The 23,365-nt window shown below is 68.2% G+C and carries 23 protein-coding genes; 10 read left to right on the forward strand and 13 right to left on the reverse strand.

The window, feature by feature from the left end:
• Positions 1 to 107 precede the first annotated feature (107 nt).
• A complete protein-coding gene (aceE, locus tag AHIS1636_RS04670; RefSeq protein ID WP_264794645.1) occupies positions 108 to 2,846 on the reverse strand; it encodes a pyruvate dehydrogenase (acetyl-transferring), homodimeric type in 2,739 nt (912 codons plus the stop codon).
• A 167-nt stretch (positions 2,847 to 3,013) separates the two neighbouring features.
• Here aceE and AHIS1636_RS04675 point away from each other — a divergent pair, with 167 nt between their 5' ends.
• Positions 3,014 to 3,781 carry an SDR family oxidoreductase gene (locus AHIS1636_RS04675; RefSeq protein ID WP_264794646.1) on the forward strand — a complete coding sequence of 256 codons (768 nt, stop codon included), beginning with the start codon at positions 3,014 to 3,016 and terminating at the stop codon, positions 3,779 to 3,781.
• A gap of 10 nt (positions 3,782 to 3,791) precedes the next feature.
• A complete protein-coding gene (pyk, locus tag AHIS1636_RS04680) occupies positions 3,792 to 5,210 on the forward strand; it encodes a pyruvate kinase (RefSeq protein ID WP_264794647.1) in 1,419 nt (472 codons plus the stop codon).
• Positions 5,211 to 5,231: 21 nt separating this feature from the next.
• Here pyk and AHIS1636_RS04685 read toward each other — a convergent pair whose 3' ends face one another.
• From AHIS1636_RS04685 to AHIS1636_RS04695, 3 genes are all read right to left on the reverse strand, one after another.
• Complete coding sequence (locus AHIS1636_RS04685; protein WP_264794648.1) at positions 5,232 to 5,504, reverse strand: hypothetical protein; 273 nt, start codon at positions 5,502 to 5,504, stop codon at positions 5,232 to 5,234.
• Positions 5,505 to 5,602: 98 nt separating this feature from the next.
• Positions 5,603 to 5,746, reverse strand: coding sequence for a hypothetical protein (locus AHIS1636_RS04690; protein WP_264794649.1), 144 nt, complete (start codon positions 5,744 to 5,746; stop codon positions 5,603 to 5,605).
• A gap of 91 nt (positions 5,747 to 5,837) precedes the next feature.
• On the reverse strand, positions 5,838 to 6,962 hold the full coding sequence (locus AHIS1636_RS04695) for a YkvI family membrane protein (RefSeq protein ID WP_264794650.1): 1,125 nt from the start codon (positions 6,960 to 6,962) through the stop codon (positions 5,838 to 5,840).
• A gap of 171 nt (positions 6,963 to 7,133) precedes the next feature.
• Here AHIS1636_RS04695 and AHIS1636_RS04700 point away from each other — a divergent pair, with 171 nt between their 5' ends.
• On the forward strand, positions 7,134 to 7,394 hold the full coding sequence (locus AHIS1636_RS04700) for a GlsB/YeaQ/YmgE family stress response membrane protein (RefSeq protein ID WP_264794651.1): 261 nt from the start codon (positions 7,134 to 7,136) through the stop codon (positions 7,392 to 7,394).
• A gap of 245 nt (positions 7,395 to 7,639) precedes the next feature.
• Positions 7,640 to 9,250 (forward strand): AMP-binding protein, encoded by a 1,611-nt coding sequence (locus AHIS1636_RS04705; RefSeq protein WP_264794652.1) that lies wholly within the window; start codon positions 7,640 to 7,642, stop codon positions 9,248 to 9,250.
• A 44-nt stretch (positions 9,251 to 9,294) separates the two neighbouring features.
• Here the strand turns inward: AHIS1636_RS04705 and AHIS1636_RS04710 are convergent, their stop codons facing one another.
• The gene (locus AHIS1636_RS04710; RefSeq protein WP_264794653.1) at positions 9,295 to 9,894 is read right to left on the reverse strand and encodes an NADPH-dependent FMN reductase; all 600 of its coding nucleotides are present in this window, start codon (positions 9,892 to 9,894) and stop codon (positions 9,295 to 9,297) included.
• A gap of 107 nt (positions 9,895 to 10,001) precedes the next feature.
• A complete protein-coding gene (locus AHIS1636_RS04715) occupies positions 10,002 to 11,225 on the reverse strand; it encodes an ROK family protein (protein WP_264794654.1) in 1,224 nt (407 codons plus the stop codon).
• An 83-nt stretch (positions 11,226 to 11,308) separates the two neighbouring features.
• On the opposite strand from AHIS1636_RS04715, the gene gap reads away from it, so the two are divergent.
• Positions 11,309 to 12,319, forward strand: coding sequence for a type I glyceraldehyde-3-phosphate dehydrogenase (gap, locus tag AHIS1636_RS04720; RefSeq protein WP_264794655.1), 1,011 nt, complete (start codon positions 11,309 to 11,311; stop codon positions 12,317 to 12,319).
• Positions 12,320 to 12,407: 88 nt separating this feature from the next.
• On the opposite strand, the gene AHIS1636_RS04725 is transcribed toward gap, so the two are convergent.
• The gene (locus tag AHIS1636_RS04725) at positions 12,408 to 13,664 is read right to left on the reverse strand and encodes an MFS transporter (RefSeq protein ID WP_264794656.1); all 1,257 of its coding nucleotides are present in this window, start codon (positions 13,662 to 13,664) and stop codon (positions 12,408 to 12,410) included.
• A gap of 114 nt (positions 13,665 to 13,778) precedes the next feature.
• On the opposite strand from AHIS1636_RS04725, the gene AHIS1636_RS04730 reads away from it, so the two are divergent.
• The 3 genes from AHIS1636_RS04730 (at position 13,779) to AHIS1636_RS04740 (ending at position 15,506) form a co-directional block, all read left to right on the forward strand.
• Complete coding sequence (locus AHIS1636_RS04730; protein WP_264794657.1) at positions 13,779 to 14,873, forward strand: WD40/YVTN/BNR-like repeat-containing protein; 1,095 nt, start codon at positions 13,779 to 13,781, stop codon at positions 14,871 to 14,873.
• A gap of 7 nt (positions 14,874 to 14,880) precedes the next feature.
• Positions 14,881 to 15,183, forward strand: coding sequence for a MoaD/ThiS family protein (locus AHIS1636_RS04735; protein ID WP_264794658.1), 303 nt, complete (start codon positions 14,881 to 14,883; stop codon positions 15,181 to 15,183).
• Positions 15,184 to 15,254: 71 nt separating this feature from the next.
• On the forward strand, positions 15,255 to 15,506 hold the full coding sequence (locus tag AHIS1636_RS04740; protein ID WP_264794659.1) for an Rv3202a family protein: 252 nt from the start codon (positions 15,255 to 15,257) through the stop codon (positions 15,504 to 15,506).
• Positions 15,507 to 15,598: 92 nt separating this feature from the next.
• On the opposite strand, the gene AHIS1636_RS04745 is transcribed toward AHIS1636_RS04740, so the two are convergent.
• Complete coding sequence (locus AHIS1636_RS04745; RefSeq protein ID WP_264794660.1) at positions 15,599 to 16,582, reverse strand: ABC transporter substrate-binding protein; 984 nt, start codon at positions 16,580 to 16,582, stop codon at positions 15,599 to 15,601.
• 205 nt (positions 16,583 to 16,787) lie between these two features.
• Here AHIS1636_RS04745 and AHIS1636_RS04750 point away from each other — a divergent pair, with 205 nt between their 5' ends.
• Positions 16,788 to 17,618 carry an IclR family transcriptional regulator gene (locus tag AHIS1636_RS04750; protein ID WP_264794661.1) on the forward strand — a complete coding sequence of 277 codons (831 nt, stop codon included), beginning with the start codon at positions 16,788 to 16,790 and terminating at the stop codon, positions 17,616 to 17,618.
• Between the two features lie 78 nt (positions 17,619 to 17,696).
• On the opposite strand, the gene AHIS1636_RS04755 is transcribed toward AHIS1636_RS04750, so the two are convergent.
• From AHIS1636_RS04755 to AHIS1636_RS04770, 4 genes are all read right to left on the reverse strand, one after another.
• Positions 17,697 to 18,224, reverse strand: coding sequence for a DUF308 domain-containing protein (locus AHIS1636_RS04755; RefSeq protein WP_264794662.1), 528 nt, complete (start codon positions 18,222 to 18,224; stop codon positions 17,697 to 17,699).
• 106 nt (positions 18,225 to 18,330) lie between these two features.
• Positions 18,331 to 20,049 carry a long-chain-fatty-acid--CoA ligase gene (locus AHIS1636_RS04760; protein WP_264794663.1) on the reverse strand — a complete coding sequence of 573 codons (1,719 nt, stop codon included), beginning with the start codon at positions 20,047 to 20,049 and terminating at the stop codon, positions 18,331 to 18,333.
• Between the two features lie 84 nt (positions 20,050 to 20,133).
• On the reverse strand, positions 20,134 to 20,538 hold the full coding sequence (locus tag AHIS1636_RS04765; RefSeq protein ID WP_264794664.1) for a hypothetical protein: 405 nt from the start codon (positions 20,536 to 20,538) through the stop codon (positions 20,134 to 20,136).
• A gap of 184 nt (positions 20,539 to 20,722) precedes the next feature.
• On the reverse strand, positions 20,723 to 21,403 hold the full coding sequence (locus AHIS1636_RS04770) for a LysM peptidoglycan-binding domain-containing protein (protein WP_264794665.1): 681 nt from the start codon (positions 21,401 to 21,403) through the stop codon (positions 20,723 to 20,725).
• Between the two features lie 857 nt (positions 21,404 to 22,260).
• On the opposite strand from AHIS1636_RS04770, the gene nboR reads away from it, so the two are divergent.
• Entirely contained in the window at positions 22,261 to 22,932 is a 672-nt protein-coding gene (nboR, locus tag AHIS1636_RS04775; RefSeq protein ID WP_264794666.1) for a nicotine blue oxidoreductase, read from the forward strand.
• Positions 22,933 to 22,951: 19 nt separating this feature from the next.
• Here the strand turns inward: nboR and AHIS1636_RS04780 are convergent, their stop codons facing one another.
• Positions 22,952 to 23,092 carry a hypothetical protein gene (locus AHIS1636_RS04780; RefSeq protein ID WP_264794667.1) on the reverse strand — a complete coding sequence of 47 codons (141 nt, stop codon included), beginning with the start codon at positions 23,090 to 23,092 and terminating at the stop codon, positions 22,952 to 22,954.
• Between the last annotated feature and the right edge of the window lie 273 nt (positions 23,093 to 23,365).

Raw genomic sequence — 23,365 nt, forward strand, 5'->3', positions numbered from 1 at the left:
CCGCGGTCCCGCGCGTCCCACGGCCTGGAGCACTGCTGCCCGGGCCTCTGATCAAACCAAGTGTGTGGCCCTCCCGGCGGGAGGGCCACACGCATGTCCGGCTCCGGCTAAGCGTCGCCCCCGGCGTTCCCCGAAGCGCCGGCGTTCACATCGTCCAGGCGGTAGCGGCGAAAGGCTTCGGCGGCAGCGCCGGCGGGGACCTTGCCCTCTTCGGCCAGCAGCTGCAGTGCGCGCACCACGATCGAGTGGCTGTCGATCTTGAAGAACCGGCGCGCGGCTGCCCGGGTGTCCGAGAAGCCGAATCCGTCGGCGCCGAGTGTGGCGAACCGGTTGGGCACGAACTGCCGGACCTGGTCCGGCACCTGGGCCATGTAGTCCGAAACCGCGATGACTGGACCCTCGGCGCCTGCCAACTGCTGCGCGATGAAGGGCGTACGGGGCTGGGCGCCGGGGTCCAGGAAGGCGTCCCGTTCGGCGGCGAGGCCGTCCCGCCGCAGCTCGGTCCAGCTCGTCACCGACCAGACATCGGCAGAGACCTTCCAGTCCTCGGCGAGGATCTGCTGGGCCTCCAGCGCCCAGGGAACGGCGACACCGGAAGCCAGGAGCTGCGTTTTGGCACCGCCTCCCGCCCCTGACTTGAGCTTGTAGATGCCGCGCAGGACGCCGTCGACATCGAGCCCGCCAGGCTCGGCGGGCTGCACGATCGGCTCGTTGTAGACGGTCAGGTAGTACATCACATTGGGATCCGGATGGCTCCCGCCGTACATCCGCTCCAGGCCGGCACGGAGAATGTGCGCGATTTCGTAACCATAGGCGGGGTCGTAAATAACGACGGCGGGATTGGTCGCCGCGAGGAGCGGCGAGTGGCCGTCCGCGTGCTGCAGGCCCTCGCCTGTCAGCGTGGTCCGGCCGGCGGTGGCACCGATGACGAAGCCGCGGGTCATCTGGTCCGCCGCCGCCCAGAAGGAGTCGCCGGTCCGCTGGAATCCGAACATGGAGTAGAAGACGTAGACCGGCACCAGCGGTTCGCCGTGGGTGGCGTAGGCGGTCCCGGCGGCGGTGAAGGCCGCCACGGCGCCGGCCTCGTTGATGCCCGGATGGATCAGCTGTCCAACCGGCGACTCCTTGTAGGCGAGCACCAGGTCCCGGTCCACGGACAGGTAGTTCTGGCCGCCGGGGTTGTAGATCTTCGCCGTCGGGAAAAACGCATCCATGCCGAACGTGCGCGACTCGTCCGGGACGATGGGAACGACGCGCCGTCCGAACTCCTTGTCCCGCATCAGGTCCTTCAGTAGCCGGACGAAGGCCATGGTGGTGGCGGCTTGCTGCTTGCCCGAGCCGCGCAGTGCCACGTCGTAGGCCTTTGGGTCTGGAAGCTTGATCTCGCCATGTCCGCCGCGCCTGGCCGGGACGGAACCGCCGAGTTCACGCCGCCGTTTTGTCAGGTACTTGATTTCCGGCGCGTCCATTCCCGGGTGGTAGTAGGGCGGACGGTAGGGGTCTGCCTCCAGCTGCCCGTCGGTGACCGGAATGCGCAGGTGGTCGCGGAACGCCTTGAGGTCCTCGAGGGTCAGCTTCTTCATCTGGTGGGTCGCGTTCCGGCCCTCGAACCGGGCGCCGAGGCCGTAGCCCTTCACGGTCTTCACCAGGATGACGGTGGGCTTGCCCTTGGATTCTGTTGCCGCCTTGTACGCAGCGTAGACCTTGCGGTAGTCATGTCCGCCTCGTTTGAGGTTCCAGATGTCATCGTCGGAAAGGTCCGCGGCCAGGTCCTTGGTCTGCGGGGTCTTGCCGAAGAAATGCTCGCGGACGAACCCGCCGGACTCGGCCTTGAAGGTTTGGTAGTCCCCGTCCGGCGTCGCGTTCATGAGCTCGACGAGGTGGCCGTCCTGGTCCTGCGCGAGGAGGGCGTCCCACTCGCGGCCCCAGACAACCTTGATGACGTTCCAGCCCGCCCCGTTAAAGAAGGCCTCGAGTTCCTGCATGATTTTGCCGTTGCCCCGCACGGGGCCGTCCAGGCGCTGGAGGTTGCAGTTCACGACGAAGGTCAGATTGTCCAGCTTCTCCTGCGCCGCGAGCTGCAGCAGGCCGCGGGATTCCGGCTCGTCCATCTCGCCGTCGCCGAGGAATGCCCACACGTGCTGGTCCGAGGTGTCCTTGATGCCGCGGTTGTACAGGTAGCGGTTGGACTGGGCCTGGTAGATCGCGTTCATGGGGCCGATGCCCATCGAGACCGTCGGGAACTCCCAGAACGCCGGCATCAGGCGAGGATGCGGGTAGGAGGGCAGGGCGTGTCCGGCCTTCGACTTTTCCTGCCGGAAGCCGTCGAGGTCCTCCTCGGTCAGCCGGCCCTCGAGGAACGCCCGGGCGTACATCCCGGGCGAGGCGTGGCCCTGGAAGAAGACCTGGTCGCCGCCGCCGGGATGCTCCTTGCCGCGGAAGAAGTGATTGAAGCCGACCTCATAGAGGGTGGCCGCGCCGGCGTAGGTGGAGATGTGCCCGCCGACTCCGATCTCCGGATGCTGGGCACGGTGGACCATCACGGCCGCGTTCCAGCGCATCCAGGCCCGGTACCGGCGCTCCGTCTCCTCGTCGCCGGGGTAGGCCGGCTCGTCTCCGGCCGGAATCGTATTGACATAGTCGGTAGTGGTAGCCAGCGGGAGGCCTATCCGCCGGGAACCCGCACGCTCCAGCAGCGAACGCATGATGAAGCCGGCGCGTTCCGTTCCGCGGGCGTCGATCAGCTGGTCCAGGGATTCGGACCATTCGGCGGTCTCTTCCGGGTCATGGTCTCCGAAGCCGCCGGCCGGGAGGTCCGCAGCGGTGAAATCGTCGATGGCAGTCATGTGCAACCTCTTCCTTGAGGGGCAGAGTTCTCCTGCCGCTCTTGCAGCATAGTTTCATATTGCGGAATCTTTATTCCGAAAAGATACGGTACAGTGAACACAGGCGACCGGCCGTCTGTCAAAGGCTGCCGGTCGCCGTCCACGCCGACCACTGGAAAGAGGAGCACATGGATCCGCAGCACTCGGCACCCCGGCCCCGCTGCGCCGTCGTCACCGGAGCCGGTTCCGGCATCGGCCGGGCCGTGGCACGGCAACTGCTGGACGCAGGGTTCGCCGTGGCGCTGGCGGGCCGGCGCGTTGAGGCCCTCCAGGAAACCGCCTCGGGCTACGGGGCGGCCCTCGTGGTGCCCGCCGACATCACCGACGCCGGGCAGGTACGGTCGCTTTTCGGCCGCGTGCGCGAGGCCTGGGGCAGGCTCGACGTGCTGTTCAATAACGCCGGATCCTTCGGCCCGGCCGCCGCGGTGGACGAGATCGACCTGGCTGAGTGGAACGCCACGATCTCGGTCAACCTCACCGGAGCGATGCTCTGCGCGGCGGAAGCGTTCCGGATCATGAAAGACCAGCAGCCGCAGGGCGGACGGATCATCAACAATGGCTCGATCTCCGCCCATGTTCCCCGCCCCCGCTCGGTGGCCTACGCCGCCACTAAGCACGCGCTCACCGGGCTAACCAAGTCCATCGAACTCGACGGCCGGCCCTACGGGATCAGCTGCGGCCAGATCGACATCGGCAATACCGCCACGGCCATCGTCGCGCACACCGGGGCCGATACCGGAGCACTGCAGCCGGATGGCAGCCGCCGGCCCGAGCCCACCTTCGACGTGGAGGAGGCCGCCCGGGCCGTGGTCCTCATGGCCACGATGCCGGCGCAGGCCACCATCAACCAGCTCACGATCACCGCCGCCGGTATGCCCTACATCGGGCGCGGCTGAGGAGGAAACCATGCGCCAAGCCAAGATCATCGCCACCTTCGGTCCGGCCCTGGCCGGCTACGAACGCACGCTTGCCGCGCTCGAGGCGGGCACCGACGTCGTACGCCTGAACATGAGCCACGGCGAACACTCGGTGCACGAGGAAACCTACCGCAACGTCCGCCGAGCTGCCGCCGAACTGGACCGGCCCGTAGGCATCTTCGCGGACCTGCAGGGACCGAAGATCAGGCTGGGACGCTTCGCGGACGGACCGCATGAGCTGGCTGCCGGGGACCGCTTCACCATCACCACTGCCGACGTCCCGGGCACCGCCGACCTGGTCTCCACCACGTACGCCGGCCTGCCCGGGGACGTGCGGCCCGGCGACACATTGCTGATCGACGACGGCAAGGTGGCACTCCGCGCGGTGGACGTGGACGCACAGGACGTGGTCACCGAAGTCGTGGTCGGCGGGTACGTCTCGAACAACAAGGGCATCAACCTCCCCGGCGTCGCCGTGAACGTGCCGGCCCTCAGCGACAAGGACGAAGCTGACCTGCGCTGGGCGCTGCGCGCCGGCGTGGACATGGTGGCGCTGTCCTTCGTGCGCGCCGCCGCGGATATCAGCCGGGTGCACGAAATCATGGATGAGGAGGGACGGCGGACTCCGGTCATCGCCAAGATCGAGAAGCCGCAGGCGGTTGAGGCCCTGGCGGAAATCATTGACGCCTTCGATGCCGTCATGGTGGCGCGCGGCGACCTGGGCGTGGAGCTGCCGCTGGAGGATGTGCCCGTGGTGCAGAAGCGGGCCATCGAGCTGGCCCGCCGTGCCGCGAAGCCCGTCATCGTCGCGACGCAGGTGCTGGAGTCCATGATCGAGAATCCGCGGCCCACGCGCGCGGAAGCCTCGGACTGCGCCAATGCGGTGCTCGACGGCGCCGACGCGGCCATGCTCTCCGGCGAGACCAGCGTCGGCCGCTACCCCATCGACGCCATCCAAACCATGGCCCGCATTATCGAATCCACCGAAGAACATGGGCTGGAACGCATCCAGCCCCTCGGCAGCACGCCAAAGACACGCGGCGGCGTCATCACCCGCTCCGCCGTTGCCATGGCGGCCCAGCTGGACGCCCGGTGCATCTGCGTCTTCACCCAGTCGGGAGACTCGGCGCGGCGCCTGGCGCGGCTGCGTCCGGCCAAACCGCTCTACGCCTTCACTCCGCTGCCGGCCTCCGTCAACGAGCTCACGCTGGCCTGGGGGATCAGGCCGCTGCTTGTGGACTTCGTATCCCACACCGACCAGCTGGCGGCGCAGGTGGATCGCATCCTCTGCGAGCGCGGGCTGGCGGGAACGGATGACCTGGCCGTCATCGCGGCCGGGTCTCCGCTGGGCAAGGCCGGAACCATCAATTCGCTGCGCCTGCACCGCATCGGAGACCTCAAGGCCTAGTGGAAGGCGGCGCCTTCGCGGCTATTCAGCTGCGTCTTCGGGAGGCGCCTCTTCCAAATAGCGCTCCCCATGGCCGGCCTCGCGCACCGTGAAGTTCTCTTCCACATACTCGATGGCGGCCGCGTCCGTCTCGCCCGGAGGAGTGACCGGATCATCCAGCACGCTGCGGTCCGCGTCGCCGTACACCTGCGCCAGTCCCTTGGCATCCGGCGTGACTTCGCCCGGCGCCAGCACCTCCTGGTCCCGGGTGATCCGGCCTTCGTTCTCTGCGTTTTCTTTACGTTCCTGGCTCACGGCTGTTCCTTCGCTCGTGCGGCATCATCGGCAGTTCCAGCTAACCACCCGCAGGCCCCGCATGGCAGGGTCCGGCCCGATTCGGCCTCGGCCCGGAATCACGACAGGCGCCGGAAGACACCCGGCCTGAGCTCGACGTAGATCGGCAGGACCAGCTGAAGGTGGGCAACGCCGACGGGTTCGTCGAGCAGCTCGTTGATCGAGGTCTGCCCCTCTAGCTCACAGGCCTGGTCCCTATCCATGAATCGACCTTATGTGTGCCGGGACGTGCCGCCCGCTAAGACACGAGCCTCAGGCCCGCTTAGCCTTGGGAGGCTGCGCTGCGGGCGGCCGTCACGGGGCCTGGCGGCGCAGCAGCCGCGTACCGGTCTTGGCCAGCATCAGGACCAGCAGCAGGATGCCGACATAGCCGTTGACCACGTAGACGATGTTGACCATCTGGGAGAACGGGAGGACCAGGCCGATCACCGTTCCGACCGCGGCCAGGCCGATGGTCAGGTACTTGAAGCGGGGCGTCTTGTCGGCAAAGAAGCGGGAGGAGACGGTCCACAACAGCGGGACCGCCGTCGTGTAGATCCCGGCCAGGATCATCACCGAGATGCCGGAGGCGAGCACCACGTTGACATCGGAGGCCAGGACTAGCATGGGAATCTCCGTGTTGCCGACACGCGTAATGTTGGCCAGCAGTCCCAGGCCGACGATGATGCAGGCCACAGAGAAGGCGACCGCACCGACCAAGGCACCGGAGGTAGCTTCCTTCCGGCTGCGCGCCGTCTTGCCCAGCGCGGTGAGGAAGGCAGCCAGCCACAGCATGCAGAAGCCCACGTAGGAAAGGGCAGCCATGAACCAGTTCGTCGATGCCTGGGTCAGCGCCAGCTCGGGCAGCAGCGCGTTGCCCTCGGCGATGCCGCCCGGGTTGCGGACGATGCCCACGACGCCGAGCGCGATCGCGATAACGACGATCAGGGGGCCGATCTTGCCGATCACGTCGACGAGGCTCTTGAGCCCGAACCACACGCTGATGCCGACGGCCACTGCCAGTCCGATGCCGCCGATGAACTTGGACAGGCCGTAATGCTCCTCGAAGACGGCGCCGGCACCAGCGACCATCACCGTGAAGCTCAGGAAAACGAAGAGGACCGAGAAGAAGTCGAAAAAGGTTCCGAGGTGCTTGCCGCAGTAGTAGTGGAAGATCATCGACGGCCGCTCGAACTTCCTGGCTTGGCCGACGGAGAAGAATTCGACCGCGACGTAGGTCATCAGGACCAGGACCAGGGCTCCGGTACCGAAGACGCCCCAGTATCCGTACGAAGTGAAGTACTGCAGGATCTCCTGGCCGGTTGCGAATCCTGAACCGATCAGGAACGCGACAATTGCGCCGGCATAGGTGAGGACGCGCAACGTGCTTGTCTTCTCGGCGGTGTGCAATTGTGCCCTGGTCTGCGATCTCTGTGCCATATCTTCCTTCAACGAATTGATATATCAGCCGTCTAGAAACTATGGCAGGCGTGTGACCCAGTCAACATCCGCTGCGTAACGATTAACCTAATTAGCTGCAGCCAAAGCCAGCCCATTTGCCATTCGATTGCTAAGTCTGCTTATTGTTGGGAAAAGCATAAGGAGGCAAACATGATCGGATTCATCATTGCTGGACTCGTCATTGGGGCGCTGGCGCGCCTGGTCAAGCCCGGAAGGCAGAACCTGGGACTTCTGGCCACTCTGCTGCTGGGCCTGGCCGGGTCGGTCATCGGCGGCGTCGTCGCCAACCTGCTCGGCACCGGGGACATCTTCGAACTGAACATCCTCGGCTTCGTCGTCGCCGTCATCGCGGCCGTGCTCCTGATCGGCGTGGCCGAGGGAATGTCGGGCCGCCGCAGCGTCCGCCGCTAGCTAGCGCGCCCGCCAGCGAAGTCCGGTCCTGTCCCGGAGTGCCGAGAGGCCTCAGGGACAGGACCGGCCTCATTCTGCGGGAATTCGCCGCTCGAGAGCCGCGGCAATGGTTTCCCGAGCTACAGGGGCAGGCGGGGCCGGGCTGCCTGCCCGTTCCCTCTCCCGCCGCAGTCTGTAGGATGCAGAAGCAAGCGGCCACTGCGCCCCTCTTGCCTGACCGGACAACCCCATGAGGGGAGATCGAAATGCCTGCATCAGCCCTCGACGTCGAGGCCCTCCTGAGACGCTATGACACCCCCGGCGCCTGCGCCGCCGAGCTCCTCTGCGACGCACATGACCCGGATGCCATCGCCTTCACCATCATCGGAGCCGACCTCTCGAGCGAAGACATCACGTATGGCCAACTGCGCGAACGTTCCGAAAAGGGGGCCGCCGCCCTCGCAGGGCTGGGTGTCGGCCGCGGCGACAGCGTGGCGACGCTCATGGGCAAGTCCGCCGACCTCGTCGTGATGCTCCTGGCGATTTGGCGCCGCGGCGCCATCCACGTGCCCCTGTTCACCGCATTTGCCTGGCCCGCCATCGAGCTGCGGCTCGCATCGTCAGGCGCCAAGGCCGTGATTTGCGATGCGGACCAGCGCCAGAAGATCGAAGAGACCACCGCTGCCGTCCTGGTCGCCGGAGAGCAGGCGACGGCGCCGGATCTGGCCCTGGCGCCGCTGCTGGCCGCTCAGCAGGCCACGGTTCCAGTCGAGGCTGTGGGCGGGAACGGGACGCTGGTCCTCATCTTCACCTCCGGAACCACGGGAACCCCCAAGGGTGTCCCCGTTCCGCTTCGCGCCCTGGCCGCGTTCCGGCAATATGTCGAGCTCGGCCTCGATGTGCGTGAAGACGACGTGTTCTGGAACGCCGCGGACCCGGGCTGGGCCTACGGCCTCTATTACGGCATCCTCGGCCCCCTCGCTGCGGGACGGCGCAGCCTGCTGCTGCGGGCCGGCTACTCTCCCGCGCTGAGTTTTGCCGTCCTCGAACGGTTCAACGTCACTAACTTTGCCGCGGCCCCGACCGTCTACCGCACCATGCGCTCCAAGGCCGAAGCGGCTCCAGGACACCTCCGGCTGCGCCGGGCCTCCTCGGCGGGGGAACCTCTGACTCCGGAGGTGATCACCTGGGCGGAGCAGACTTTCGGGGTTCCCGTCAGGGACCACTACGGGCAAACGGAACACGGCATGATGATCATCAACGCCTGGCACGACGACCTTCGGAAGGAACTGCGGGCGGGTTCGATGGGCCACCCCCTCCCCGGCTGGACCTGCACCATCCTCAAGGACTCTTCGGATGAGCCGGCGGCTCCGGAGGAGATGGGCAGGGTCGCGGTAGACGCCACGGCGAGCCCGCTCATGTGGTTTACCGGCTATCAGGACGCCCCGGAGAAGACGGCCGAGCGCTTCTCGGCGGACGGCCGCTGGTACATCACTGGAGATGCGGGCAAGGTCGACGGCGACGGGTACTTTTTCTTCTCGTCCCGGGACGACGACGTCATCATTATGGCCGGGTACCGCATCGGCCCGTTCGACGTCGAAAGCGTTTTGTCCATGCATCCGTCGGTGCAGGAAAGCGCCGTCATCGGCGCCCCCGACGAACTCCGCGGCGAAGTCCTGGAGGCATACGTCGTCCTGGCCGACGGGGCCAGCGGGAACGACGCCCTCGTCGCCGAGCTTCAGGACCTGGTCAAGACCCAGCTGGCCGCCCATGCCTTCCCGCGGAGGATCCACTTCGTGGACGTCCTGCCCAAGACACCGTCCGGAAAGCTCCAGCGGTACGTCCTGCGGCAGCGCCGCGCAGCCCGCCTGGATTGACGGGCCGCGCCGGCGCCCTCCCCCGGCGTAGGGGGATTTCCCCTTTACTTCGAGGAGTCCGGGTGCTTGTCGCCGATGTGGCCGGGGGCCGTGGCGGCCAGGACCCGCTGCACGAAAGCGCAGTACTCGTCCATGTAGTGGCGCAGGAACTCACGCGTGCCCTCGTTGTGCACCTCGCCGTCCTCGCCGAACACTTCCGGGTCGAACCTGACGTAGGCCTCGGGAGCGTTGAGCTGCGGCGCATCGAGGAAGCTGAGCACGCTGCGCATGGAGGACTGCATGACGGCCGTGCCGATGCCGCCCGGCGAAGCACCGATGATCCCGGTGGGCTTGCGCGCGAAGGAGTTGGTGCCCCACGGCCGGGAGCCCCAGTCGATGGCGTTCTTCAGGGCGCCCGGGACGGAGCGGTTGTATTCGGGCGAGATGAACAGGATGCCGTCGGACGCCTCGATGGCTTCCTTGAGGGCGCGGGCCGGAGCCGGGAAGTCGGCGTCGTAGTCCGGGCTGTAGAGGGGCAGGTCCTTGATCGGGATCTCGGTGAACTCGAGTTCGTCCGACGCGAGCTTGATCAGCGCCTTGGAGAGCGTGCGGTTGATGGAGTTGGAGGCGAGGCTGCCGACGAAGTAACCGATCTGGTGGGCCATGCGAAGTGCTCCTTTCGGACGGCCGGGGCGGAACCGGCCCTTACCCGGACGCCTTCCGGTCTAGCACGGCGCCGGTCCTGCGGCCAGCGGAAAACCGGATGGGGGCACTAGCCGACCGCAGCCGGCTGCCCGCCCGGAGTGAGGGACGGCATGTTCTCTTCGACGTAGTCGAGCGCCAGCCGGAGGGCGCCGGTGGCGACGATGCCGTCGCCGAGCCGGGAGACCTCCACGCGCGGCGGCCGCTCGGTGAGGGACGGCAGCTCCCGGTTGATCGTGGGCAGCAGCGCCGCGGCCGAGTCTGCCACGGCTCCGGCGAGGACCACGAGTTCTGGGTCGAGGAAGGTGCCGAGCACGGCGATGACCCGGGCGATCCGGCGGGCGATCTTGTCCAGGATCTGCAGCGCCACCGGATCCTGCCGGGCCGCGGCCTCGAAGACGAAGCGGGCGGAGACGCGCGTGGTGCCGGGCCCGACCAGCTCGCGGATCAGCGTAGGCCGGCCCTCCGCCAGCGCCTGCGTGCCCCAATGCCGGGCGAGCCGGGCGATACCGTCCTGGCTGCCCACCCCTTCGACCAGCTGCAGCGATCCCACGTCCCCGGCGCCGCCGTTGCTGCCGTGCAGCAGCCGCCCGGACTCGATCAGTCCGGTGCCCAGCCGTTCGCCGGCCAGCATGACGGCCAGGTCCTGGGTGCCCTGGCCAATGCCCCGCCATCGCTCTGCCAATGCCGCCAGGTTGGCGTCGTTCTCCAGCAGCACCGGCCAGGCGCGGTCGCGCCACACCTCGGTCTGAAGGCCCAGGTCGAACATCGACGACAGCTGATGCCCGCCCGCGATGTTGCCATGCCGGTCCACGACGGTCGCGACACCGATCCCGACGGCGAGCACCGCCGTCGTTGGCAATCCGGCGTCCTCGAGCACCCGGTCGACGGTCCCGGTGATGGTCTCCAGGCGTTCGTCCGGCGTAGCCTCCATGGCCCGGCCGGGGATCCGCTGCGCGGCGCGGCCGAGCACTGTGCCCTTCAGGTCCGCCACGTGGGCGGTGACCGTGGCGACGCCGAGGTCGAGGCCGAGCACGCAGCCGGCCTCGCCGTTGAATTCGAAGCGGCGCGCCGGCCGGCCCTTCTGGACTCCCTCGTTCCGCTCGGCCCCGAGCTCGCGGACCCAGCCCCGGCGGACCAGGTCGTCGCACACGGCGATCACGGTGGCGCGGGTGAGCCCGGTGCGGTCGATCAGGTCGGTTCCCGTGCAGGCTCCGCCGTGCCTCATCACGTCGAGGACGGCCTTGAGGTTGGTCCTGCGCAGGACCTGGGGCGTGCTGGCGCTGCTGCTCACAAAGTACCTCTTGACGTTGGCGGGTCCGACTCCGAATAATAATAAAGGAACATAAATTTAGACACTAAATAAAAGGAGTTCCCATGGCTACCCGAGTTGGCATCAACGGATTCGGCCGCATCGGCCGCAACTACTTCCGCGCCCTGCTCCAGCAGGAGGCGGAGCTCGAGGTCGTCGCGGTCAACGACCTGACGAATCCGGAGACGCTGGCCCACCTGCTCAAGTACGACTCGGTCACGGGCCGCCTCGGCGTCGACGTCGAGGTCCGCGGCTCGGATCTCGTGGTCGGCGGCAAGACCATCAAGGTCCTGGCCGAGCGGGACCCGGGAAACCTGCCGTGGAAGGACCTCGGCGTGGACATCGTCATCGAGTCCACCGGCTTCTTCACCGATGCCGCCGACGCCGAGAAGCACCTGGTGGCCGGCGCCCGCAAGGTCCTGATCTCCGCCCCGGCCAAGGGCGAGGACCTCACCGTGGTCATGGGGGTCAATGACGCAGAGTACGACGACGCCAAGCACAACATCGTTTCCAATGCCTCCTGCACCACGAACTGCCTGGCCCCGCTGGCCAAGGTGCTGAACGACAGCTTCGGCATCGAGCGCGGCCTGATGACCACCATCCACGCCTACACCGCGGACCAGAACCTGCAGGACGGGCCGCATAAGGACCTGCGCCGCGCCCGCGCCGCCGCCGTGAACGTGGTGCCGACCTCGACCGGCGCGGCCAAGGCCATCGGCCTGGTCCTCCCCGAGCTCAAGGGCAAGCTGGACGGCTTCGCCATGCGCGTCCCCGTGCCGACCGGCTCCGCCACGGACCTCACCGTGACCGTGGGCCGCGACGTCACGGCGGAGGAGGTCAACGCCGCCTACCGCGAGGCCGCCGCCGGCCCCAAGTGGGCGGGCATCCTCACCTACTCCGACGAACCGCTGGTTTCCTCCGATATCGTCACGGACCCGGCCTCGTGCATCTTCGACTCGGGCCTGACCAAGGCCATCGGCAACCAGGTCAAGATCGTCGGCTGGTACGACAACGAGTGGGGCTACTCGAACCGCCTGGTGGACCTGACCGAACTGGTCGCCGCCAAGCTCGCCTGACCCAGCGCGGGCATCGACGCCGGACCGGGCCGCTGCAGCCGGAAACTCCCCGCTGTGGCGGCTGCACGGCGTAGCGGCCGCACGGCGGCTACTCCTTGATGACTCCGGGCAGGTACCGGGCTCCTCCGGCGGCGGCGAGGACCGCGCAGGAGAACCAGATGGCGCCGGCCGGTCCCAGCGGAGCGGCGACCAGGCCGGCCGCGAGCGGCAGCACCACCTGGCCGATGCGGTTGCCGAGGAGGCGCAGTGCGAGGGCGGCGCCGCGGGATTCGGGCCGGACGGCCTTGCTGATCAGCGTCATGGTCAGCGGCTGGCCCAGCCCGAGCAGGAAACCGCCGGCGAAGAGGCAGGCCCCGGCAATCCACAGGTGGTCCAGCAGGAACGGTGCGGCCGCGATGATGAACCCGGCCCCGGCCAGGCTCGCTACCAGCAGCTGGTACCGGGTCCAGCGGTTCAGCAGTTGGTACAGGATCACGCGCGAGATGATCGAGGCGAGCGCGCGGACGGCCAGCAGGATTCCGACGAAGACCGGCGCGACGCCCTGCTCCTCCGCCAGCAGCGGCAGGAACGCGACCAGGATGTCGATCATCGACAGCAGCGCCAGCGACGCCGCCATGTTCCAGGTGACCCCGGGCTGGCGCAGGATGGACAGCGCCGAATCGGGCTTGCCCGCCCGCGTGCCCCCGCCGTCGTTATGGTCCGCAGTAGCGGGAGGCGGCTCCGCCGCCTTGCCCGGCCGCCGGGCCCGCCCCGGGGCGTAGCCGAGCATCAGCGGCATCGCGGCGGCAGCAATGCCGGCCGCCAGGTAGAGCGACATATTGATGTCGGACATCCAGTGACCGCCGGCCGCCTCCTGGCCGCCTCCAAGCATCAGGCCGGCGATCAGCGGTCCCAGCAGCTGGCCGCCGGAAAAGGCGGCGGTGAACCAGCCGAAGCCGCTGTCCATCCGGTCCAGCGGGGCGTAGCGGGCAATCGCGGACTGGCCGGCAATGGTGAAAACGAGGTGCCCCATGCCCAGCACCGCACTGGCCGCGCCGATCCAGGCGATGGCCGGTGCGAAGCCCAGCAGCAGCCCCGCGGCGGCCAGCAGTGCCGCGCCGGTCACCACCATTCCGCGCAGCGAGTGCAGCCGGTCCGTCACGCGTCCCAGCCAGAGCGCGGCGATTACCGGCAGCGTGGCGTAGACAGCAGTGACGACGCCGATCGCCGCCGCGTCTCCGCCGAGGGCGAGGATCTTGTAGGAAATCACCGGGCGGGCCAGGTTCAGCGCGGTCTGCGTCAGGATGGCCGCGCCGATCAGCACCCAGAGCCATAATGCGGGCTTTTGTGCTTTGGCGGCCGGCATCTGGCGTGTGGCTCCTCGGTGCAGTTCGGGTCGGGCTCCCCTATTCTGCCGCACGCCCGACCGTTCACCGCACAACCGTTGCAGGACGTGTCCCCCGGTGGTCGAATAGTGACCATGGCCAACGGTGCAACCACCCTGCTCGCGATCGGCACGAAGAAGGGCCTGTGGCTGGCCACGAGCCAGGACCGGGCGAACTGGACCTTGTCCGAACCGCACTTCCTGATGAACGAGGTGCCCAGCATCGGGATCGACCGCCGCGGGGACCGGACGCGGCTGCTGGTGGGCGCCCGCTCCGAGCACTGGGGGCCCACGGTCTTCCACTCTGACGACCTCGGTGCCACGTGGGCCGAGCCGGAGCACGGCGCGATCCGGTTCGAGGAGGAGGACGGCGCCGCGCTGGAACGGATCTGGCAGCTCTATCCGGACGCCGAGGACCGGCCGGGCGTGGTGTGGGCGGGCTGCGAGCCGATCTCGGTCTGGAAATCCACGGACGGCGGCGAACACTTCGAGCTGAACCGCAGCCTGTGGAACCACCCGGACAAGGAGCAGTGGGGGGCCGGCTTCGGCGGTGCCGCCGCCCACTCGGTGCTGCCCAGTCCGGCGGATCCGCAGACCGTGCACATCGCCATGAGCACCGGCGGGGTCTACCGGAGCACCGATGGAGGGCAGAGCTGGACCGCCCGCAACCACGGCATCTCCGCCTATTTCATGCCGGACCCGAATCCGGAAGTAGGCCAGTGCGTCCACAAGATCGCCCGGGATGCGGCCAAGCCGGAGACGCTCTTCGCGCAGAACCACCACGGCGTCTACCGCTCCGACGACAACGCCGACTCCTGGGTCTCGATCGCTGACGGCCTCCCGACGGATTTCGGCTTCGTCATGCTCACGCATCCGCGCACCTCAGGCACGGCGTGGGTGGTCCCGATCAAGGCGGACGGCGAGCGGATTCCGCCGGAGGGGCATCTGGCGGTCCACCGGACCAACGACGGCGGTGCCTCCTGGACGCGGTTGTCCACCGGTTTGCCGGACAGCGACTTCAACGCCGTGCTGCGCGATGCCGCCGGCGTGGACCAGGCGGAGCCGGCCGGGGTGTACTTCGGCACCCGCGGCGGCAGCGTCTATGCCAGCGCGGACGAGGGCGACGTCTTCGTGGAAGTCGCCTCGCATTTGCCGGACGTGCTGTGTGTCCGCGCGGCCACCCTCGGTTAGGAGCGCCATGGCGGAGGAAGAAGCACGGTCGGTCACCGTCGTCGTACCCAGCCTGCTGGCGAAGGTGATGGACGACCAGCGGGAACTGCAGGTGGGCCTGGAGGAGCCGGCCACGGTGGCCGGCGTGCTGGACAGGCTCGCGGCGGATTACCCCGTGTTCGGCCGCCGGGTGCGCAACGAGCTCGGCGACATCCGCCGCTATGTGAACCTGTACGTGGACGGGGAGGACATCCGCGGGCTGGACGGCACCGGCACGCACCTTCGTCCCGGCCAGGAACTGCTGATCATCCAGTCTGTGGCGGGCGGGTAGCGTTATCCGGCTCCAGGGTCTAGAACTGGAAGGGCCAGAGGAACAGCACTGCACGGAAAGGGAGGGGCACCATGACCAGCAGCAGCAACGAGCCTTATTCGCCCGAGGCGGAGGAAGCCGACCGCCAGTGGCAGCAGATGCCGGCGGGGCCGGAGGACGACGGCGACGACGACATCCTTGCCCCTCCTGCGGCCGCGCCCGAGGCCAACGAGGCAGACCTGTTCGAGCAGTCCCTCCCGGTGAATCCGGACGAGGATGACGAGTACCCGCACGGCGCCGCCGAGGAAGCCGTGGAATACGCAGCCGAGGAGTACGAGGAGTAGGCGCGCCCTCAACGCGTCCGCCAGCGGCAGCAGGCCCCTTTCCCGAGGGAAAGGGGCCTGCTGTTTCTAGCCGTTTGCCGGACCGCGGGAGATCACGGGTAGATCGCGCCCAGGTCCGGTTCCTTGCTCAGGGTGCCGTACTTGACGGCGGCATCCGCCAGCTTCTGCGCGGCCTCCATGTTGAAGTCCTTGCGGAAGGTCGGCAGCGCCATCTCGGCCCGGTCCGCCTCTTCGATCTTGGTGTAGGTGCCGACAATGTCGCGCACTTCCTGAGGATTCTCCTGCGCGTACTCCAGCGACTTGTTCATCGCCGACTGGAACTTCGCGACGAGCTCCGGATCGCTGCTGACCTTATCCCCGGTGGTGAAGTAGCCGGAGATATCCAGGTTGGGATCGAAGTCGGCGAAGTTGTAGGACAGCACGCGGCCGCCGTCCGCCACGGCCTTGGACAGGAACGGATCGAGGATCCACGCGGCGTCGACCTGGCCGTTGGCCAGCGCGGCGGGAGCGTCGGGGAAGCCGACCTCGACGAACTTGATGCTGTCCGGGTCGCCGCCGTCCGCCTCGACCACGCTGCGGATGGTGGTGTCGCCGATGTTGGCGAGCGTGTTGACCGAGACGGTCTTGCCGGCGAGATCCTTGGGCGACTTGATGTCCGAATCTTCCTTGACCACGACGCCGCTGAAGTCCTTCTTGGTGTCGCCGGAGGTGGAGTTGCCGTTGGCCACCAGCTTGATGTCCAGGCCCTTGTCGTTGGCCACCATCACCGAGACGACGTTGCCGAAGGAGAAGTCGAAGCCGCCGCTGACAACGGCCGGGATGGCCGCGGCGCCGCCGGCGACCGTCTGGATGTCCAGGTCGAGCCCTTCCTCCTTGAAGAAGCCCTTCTCCTCGCCCAGGTAGAGCGGGGCGGTGTCAACGATCGGGATGACCCCCACCGTGACCTTGGTGAGGTCGCCGGCGCCTGCGGAGGCGCTGCCCTGCGGAGCTTCCCCGCCGCTGGGCGAGCCTGACCCGCAGGCCGCCAGGCCGAGCGCGGAGACGCCGGCCAAGAGAGTCAAGAACGTTCGTTTCATGTCACTTCCTCGTGTCTTAAGGTGCGGCAGCGCGGGCGCACTCCCCCAATCGGAGCACGCGAAAAGCGTGCAGCGCTGCTGTCACAACTGTGCGGGCAATGTGTCGATCACCACATCCTAATTCTGACAGCCAGAATTATGCCCCAGATCACGCCCGGGCAAAAACTCCATGTCGGGCTGGGTCGGGCCGCCCTAAGCTTCTGATATGCAGAACACGAAGGCCCAGCGCACCAGGCCGACCTACGCCATCGAGGCCGTGGACAACGCACTGCAACTGCTGCAGCTGCTGCGGGACCTCGGCAGGGTGCGGCTCAAGGACGCAGCCGCGGAGCTCGGCGTCGCTCCATCGACGGCGCACCGGCTGTTCGCCATGCTGGTCTACCGCGGCTTCGCCGTCCAGGACGAAACCAAGCAGTACCTGCCCGGCCCCTCGCTGGACGCCGCCCCGGCAGGGGTCAGCTGGACCACGCAGCTCCGCGGGATCTGCCAGCCGCACCTGGAACTGCTCGCCTCGCGCGTGAACGAGACCGTCAACCTCATGATCCGGGTAGGCAGCCAGGCACGGTTCCTCAGCACGGTCGAGGGCACCAACATCCTGCGTATCGGCGACCGCCAGGGGGCCGTCCTGCCGGCCCGGAGCGCGTCCGGGGGCAAGGCCATGCTCGCGGAACTGGAGCCGGCCCAGCTGCATCAGCTCTTCCGCCCCGACAGCTCCGGCACCGCCGGCACCGTGGCCGCCGGCGGCGACCTCATCCCCGACGTCGAGTACCCCGGCTTCCTCCGGGAGCTCGAGGCAATCCGGCAGAACGGTTTCGCAGCCAACTTCGAAGGCACGGAGGAGGGCGTGAGCGCGCTGGGCGTGGCCATCCACAACGGCGCGGGCGAGGAGCTCGGGGCGGTCAGCGTCGCCGTCCCGGCCACCCGCTTCCGGCAGGTCTTCGACAACGGCCTGGCCCAGGAGGTGCTGCGCTGGCGGCAGGAGCTCGAGCTGGACCTGAAGTCCTTCCTGATCCAGGATGACGGGCCTGCTGGCTGAGTACACCTGGCGCCGCTCAGGTCCCCGGCACCGCCTCCGGTCCGCGGTGCGACCGCAGCGAGGTGATGACCGCGTAGGTCAGCCGGACGCCGGAAACAGCGTGCGCACGCCGAAGAGCATGGTGATGCCCAGCAGCGTCAGCATGGGCAGGAGCAGCGCCAGCACTGCCAGCGCAGCGTCGAGGAGGCCCAGCAGCAGCACCGTCCGCCGTTCCGCCCCCGCAACCCGGCGCAGCATGGACAGGTGGCTGACGGCGCCGGCGGCGAGCGCGCACACCCCGATCGCCACCAGCACGGCCACCTGCACATCGCGCCAGGCCGCTACCGCCAGGCCCGCGAGGATCCAGGCGATCGCCACCACCGGCAGCCTGAGCCGCCGCGGCGAGCGCGGAACGGCCGCGAGGTCCGCCAGGCCCGAGAGCACAAGTCCCAGGCCGATCGACAGCGCGTAGCGGTTCAACGAGGCCACCGGGTCGAGGATCAGGAACACGCCGAGTCCGCTGGAGAACAGTCCCAGCGCCAGCAACACCCACCACGGCGCGCCCTGCAGGAGCCGCGCCATGAGCTGCGGCCAAGCCCGTAAACGTTCCCCGATCGTCCTGCGCACGCCAGCCTCCCCGCTGCTCCCGGCCGGTGCCGGAAATTACTTGGTGGTGCCGTTATCCTTCAGGGTACCCGCGCAGCCCCGGCCCGTCGCGGGCGGGCGCCGACGGCTACCGGGCGAGCTGCTCCCGGACCTTCTTGCGCAGCACCTTGCCCAGCATCGACTTGGGCAGCTCGTCCACGGGCACGATCCGGCGCGGGACCTTGTACGCAGCCAGCCGCCCCCGGCAGTACTCGCGGAGGGCGGACTCATCGATGGTCGCCTGCGGGCGGAGCACGACGGCGGCCGTCACGTCCTCGCCCCCGGCCGCCCGGGGCAGTCCCACGGCCGCGGCTTCGACCACGTCCGGATGCGAGCGCAGCGCATCCTCCACCTCGGAGGGCGAGACGTTGAAGCCGCCCGTGATGATCAGTTCCTTCTTCCGGTCCACAATCGTGGCATTGTGGTCCGTGCCTACGGTGACGATGTCGCCGGTCCGCAGCCATCCGCCGTCGAGCAGGGTGGCCGCCGTCTCCTCCGGCTTGCCCCAGTAACCCCGGAAAACCTGGGGACCGCGGATCAGCAGTTCCCCCGGCTGGCCCGGCTCGACGTCGTTGGCTGGGTGTTCCGGATCCACCACGCGCATTTCGGTGCTCGGGAACGGGACCCCGATGCTGCCGTTGCGCCGGGTCTCCGCGAACGGATTGCCCAGCGCCACGGGCGAGGCCTCGGTCATGCCGTAGCCCTCGACCAGCAGGCCGCCGGCGGTGCTCTCCCAGAGGTCAACCGTTTCCTGCGCCAGGTTCATGGCCCCCGAAATGGCGAAGCGGACCGAGCTGATGTCCACGCCGCGCTTCCGCGCCTCCCGGGCGGTGCGTTCATAGATCGGCGGAACGGCGCAGAAAATGGTCGGAGGATGCTTCTTCGCCGCCGCCAGCACCAGGTCCACATCGAACTTGGGGAACAGCACGATGCGCGATCCTGTGAGGATCCCGAAGGTCAGGTGCAGGGTCATGCCGAAGGCGTGGAACATCGGCAGCACGGCGTACATCACCTCTTTGCCCTCCCGGGCTCCATGCATCCAGGCCCGGCCCTGCTCGGCGTTGGCCCGCAGGTTCAGGTGGGTCAGCATGGCGCCCTTGGGATGGCCCGTGGTGCCCGAGGTGTACTGGATCGCCGCGAGGTCCTCGACGCCGGGCTGCGGGTAGCCGCGCCGGAGCGGCTTGTTCCGGAGCAGCTTCTCCCAGGGCATGGTGTCTCGGACGACGGCGGTCAGCGCCTTGCGCGCGCTGCGCGCCTTGGGGACGGGCAGCCTGAGCGCCAGCCGCTTGGTCCGCGGCATCGCTCGGACGATGTCCACGGAGACGATGGTGTCCACCGCGATGTCACGGGGGAAGCCCTGGATCTTCTCCACCACGTTGTTCCACACAATGGCCACGGTGGCGCCGTGGTCCTCGAACTGGTGGCGCAGCTCGCGCTCCGTATAGAGGGGGTTGTGTTCAACAACGACGGCGCCGAGCCGGAGTACCGCATAGAAGGCCACCACGTGCTGGGGGCAGTTGGGCAGGACCAGGGCCACCCGGTGGCCCGGGCCCACGCCCAGCCGGCGCAGCCCCTCGGCCGCCCGCTGCACCTGGTCGCCGAGCTCACGGTAGCTGGTGGCGGCGCCGAAGAAGTCCAGCGCGGTCCTGCGGCCGAACCGGCGGGCCGACGCTGCGAGCATCTCAGGCAAGGAATCGGCGGGAAGATCGATGTCCGCGGGAACGCCCGGCTGGTAGTTTTCCAACCATGGTCGGCTGGCTGTGCCCGGGTTGCTTGCTGTGCCTGCGTTGCTTTCGACGGCGGCCATGGCTCAGGTACGGTCCTCTCGCTCGGATGCGGCCAGTCTACGAGCCCCGGCCGGGAGAAGAGGAACAATTCCCGGTTTCCGGGTTCAGGCGCCCGCCGGAGGCGGGTCGGCCGCCAGCCCCGCCAATGCGAGCATGCCGAAGGCGAGGGCGATTGCGGCCGGAGTCACGAGGCTGGACAACCGGACGGCGTGGTCCTTGCGCCAGTGCCACAGCGCCAGGACGCCCAGCGCCGCACCGTAGGCCAAGGCGACCAGCACCGCGGCGGGCGCGCCGGCCTGCCAGAAATACGGCAGGCTGATGACCACTGCGAGCCCTAGTTCGCCCGCGCCTGTCCAGCGCTGGAACGCGGGCGAGGGCTCCTCGCCGTAGACAAACCACGGAAGGCGGAACAGGTTGCTGAGCGCACTACCCAGCAGGAAGGCGATGAATGCGATGTGCACCATCACCACCATGATCTCGAAGACTCCCTGTCCGTCGTTTGCCACCATCGTGCTGCCCTCTTCATTGCCGGCTCTTCCTCCTAGACAACCTGCCGGCCACGCCACCGGTTCCGCGGCCGGAGCCAATGAGAGCAACAACACCCTTCGGACAGCAGGAAGCCCCGCACCGATCGTGTCGGTGCGGGGCTTTCCGGTGCTTCGAACGCAGCCGCTGGCTGCGGTCAGCCAGGCCTTAGTTGGCCGGGAGCTGCAGAACCTGGTCCACGAAGATCAGGTTCGGGTTGCTGACGGTGTCAGTGTTGGCAGCGTGCAGTGCCTGCCAGCCACCCTCGATGCCGAGCTTGGAGGCGATGGTGTTCAGGGTGTCGCCAGCCTGGACGGTGTAGGTTTCGCCGCTGACGGGGGCCACGGCGGGAGCCGGAGCGGGAGCTTCAGCCTGGACCGGAGCCGGGGCTTCGGCCTGGACCGGTGCCGGGGCGGGAGCCGGAGCCTCGGTCGGAACCTGTGCCACGTTCACCTCGACCGGTGCTTCTGCCGGAGCGGGAGCCGGGGCTCCGCCGCCGCCCTGCAGGCCCAGCTTGGCCGAGCATGCGGGCCAGGCGCCCCAGCCCTGCGTGGCCTGGACCTTCTCGGCCACGGCGATCTGCTCAGCCTTGCTGGCATTCTCCGGGCTGCCGGTGCCACCGAAGGCGGCCCAGGTGCTCGGCGTGAACTGCAGTCCACCCGAGAAGCCGTTGCCGGTGTTGATGCTCCAGTTGCCGCTGCTCTCGCACTCTGCGAGGGCGTCCCAAGTGGCGGTGTCGGCAGCATTGGCCGGTGCGCCGACCATGGCTACGCCTGCGCCCGTCAGGGCTACGGCTGCGAGTCCGCCACGGAGGGCACGGCTGAGGTTCTTGTTGTTCTTAGAGTTCACGATGCTCCGCAGGGCCACCTTCGCTCCATCCGTCCCCGGACTTCATTGCGCCACCGTCAACCGCTCGTAATCGAGGTCAATTCCGACGTCTGCCATGTTGACGGCGTATGGTGTGGGCAGCGTCGAGCATATTCGGTTTTTCAAAGATTGGCTCGGCTGTTATCGCCGAATCCCCTAGTGCGGGTTACACGGACCCCCGCACGCGATGCAACGTTACCGCACCGTTATGGTGAGACCAAATCGTGATCTTCACCTTGGCGTGTCGCGCCTGCTATCGGCAGCTAGCCTATGCAATGACTGGACCGTAACCAAATCGAGATAAACCAGGATCCACCCATGGTGCCGACCGCCAGAGGCCTTCCCCCCGCGGGGTTTGCGGGCGCCGACAAGGCCTTCCGTCCTAACGCCGCCGGAATGCGCCAACTTGGCCATGTGAGCGACATCACGCTTTCCCTCGACGCCAATCCGCTTTTCGAAGGGAAGGCTTCGGCTATGCGGATACCGCTCGGGCGCAACCGGTACGGCGTCCCGCAACAGGGGGCAAAAGTCCCGTCGTTGCGGCGCAAACGAGGCCTCCCCGGGCGCGAAGGAGCATCAGCCCTTGTGGGCGCCCCGATGACCCGCCCTGTCCCGCACGGCGCCATTGAGGGCCGGCGGGCCATTCGGAACGTAACATTTCTTAACACGACCTCCCGGCGCGCCCCCGCAAGGCCAGTTCCCTCCCCTACAGACCCTTCGACCGGGCCATTGCATCCGCCTGCCGGCGGCGAAAGCTCCTGCCTGCGCTCAGACGATGGGGGCTCCGGCCGGCACTTCCGCCGCCTCGCCCGGTCCTTGTACGTGTGCGGCGGGCGGCCGTGAGGGCCGTGGCGGTCCTGCTGGCTGCCGGCGGCGGCAGCAGGCTCGGCCGCGGACCGAAGGCATTGCTGCCCTTCCGCGGACGGCCGCTGGTGGAGCACGTGGCCGGCGAGCTGCGCGCGGGAGGCTGCTCCGACGTCGTTATTGTCCTGGGGGCCGGGGCGGACGAGGTGATCCGGCAATGCCGGCTGGAGGACTACCGCGTGGTTCGCAACGCAGACTGGGCCAGCGGCATGGGCTCATCCTTCCGCCTCGGCGTGGCGGCGGCCGACGGAGCGGAGGCAGTCCTCGTGGCGCTCGTGGACCAGCCCGGCGTGAGTGCCGTACTGATCCGGCGGCTGCTGGAAAGGCACCGGGCCGGCCGTGTCACCGCCGCCGCGTACCGTGCCGAAGCGACGGTCGGCGAAAACCCCGACGGCGGCGCAGCCGGACACCGCCGCCCGGCACCCGCTGCGGGGACGGTCCGGCCGGCGGAGCCGAGGCTGCAGCGCGGGCACCCGCTGGTCTTCGACGCTTCGCTGGCCGTCGAGGCTGCTGCCGAGGCGGCCGGAGACGCGGGCGCCCGGAATTATCTGCGCAGGCATGCCGAGCTGGTCGATCTCGTGGACTGCTCCGACCTCGGCTCGGCGGCGGATGTGGACACGCCGGCAGACCTGCCCCTGCTCGACTAAGCGCTACCTCGACCGAGCGCTACATGGGGGCCGCGTCACGCATCAGCAGCAAGCGGTCACGGACGGCCCGCTGCGCAGGATCCAGCGCAAAGCCCCCCTCCGCCGCGGACCGGTCCACCCCCGTCGTTATGTCCCGGCTGATGCGCCGCCGCAAACTCATGCAACCTATTCTGGCCAATGCCGCGGTCCACCTCTGCGCCACCTCTTCCCTGCTGCACATCTTTAGTGGTCAAGTCTTACGGAAGCGCACGTCAGCGCGACGCTTGACGTGTAAAGCAGTACACCGGAGGCAGAAGCTGTACAAACGGAACTTCCGGCAGGCTGCCGGATGCCCGGAGAGCCCGAAGCGGCGCCTGGCTCAGGCGCCGCCCCGGGAGGACGAAGGGTCGGGACCGGCCGGCCGGAGTGGCCGCGCCGTGCCCTTCTTTGTTGT

Source organism: Arthrobacter mangrovi (assembly GCF_026011795.1).
Taxonomy (GTDB): domain Bacteria; phylum Actinomycetota; class Actinomycetes; order Actinomycetales; family Micrococcaceae; genus Crystallibacter; species Crystallibacter mangrovi.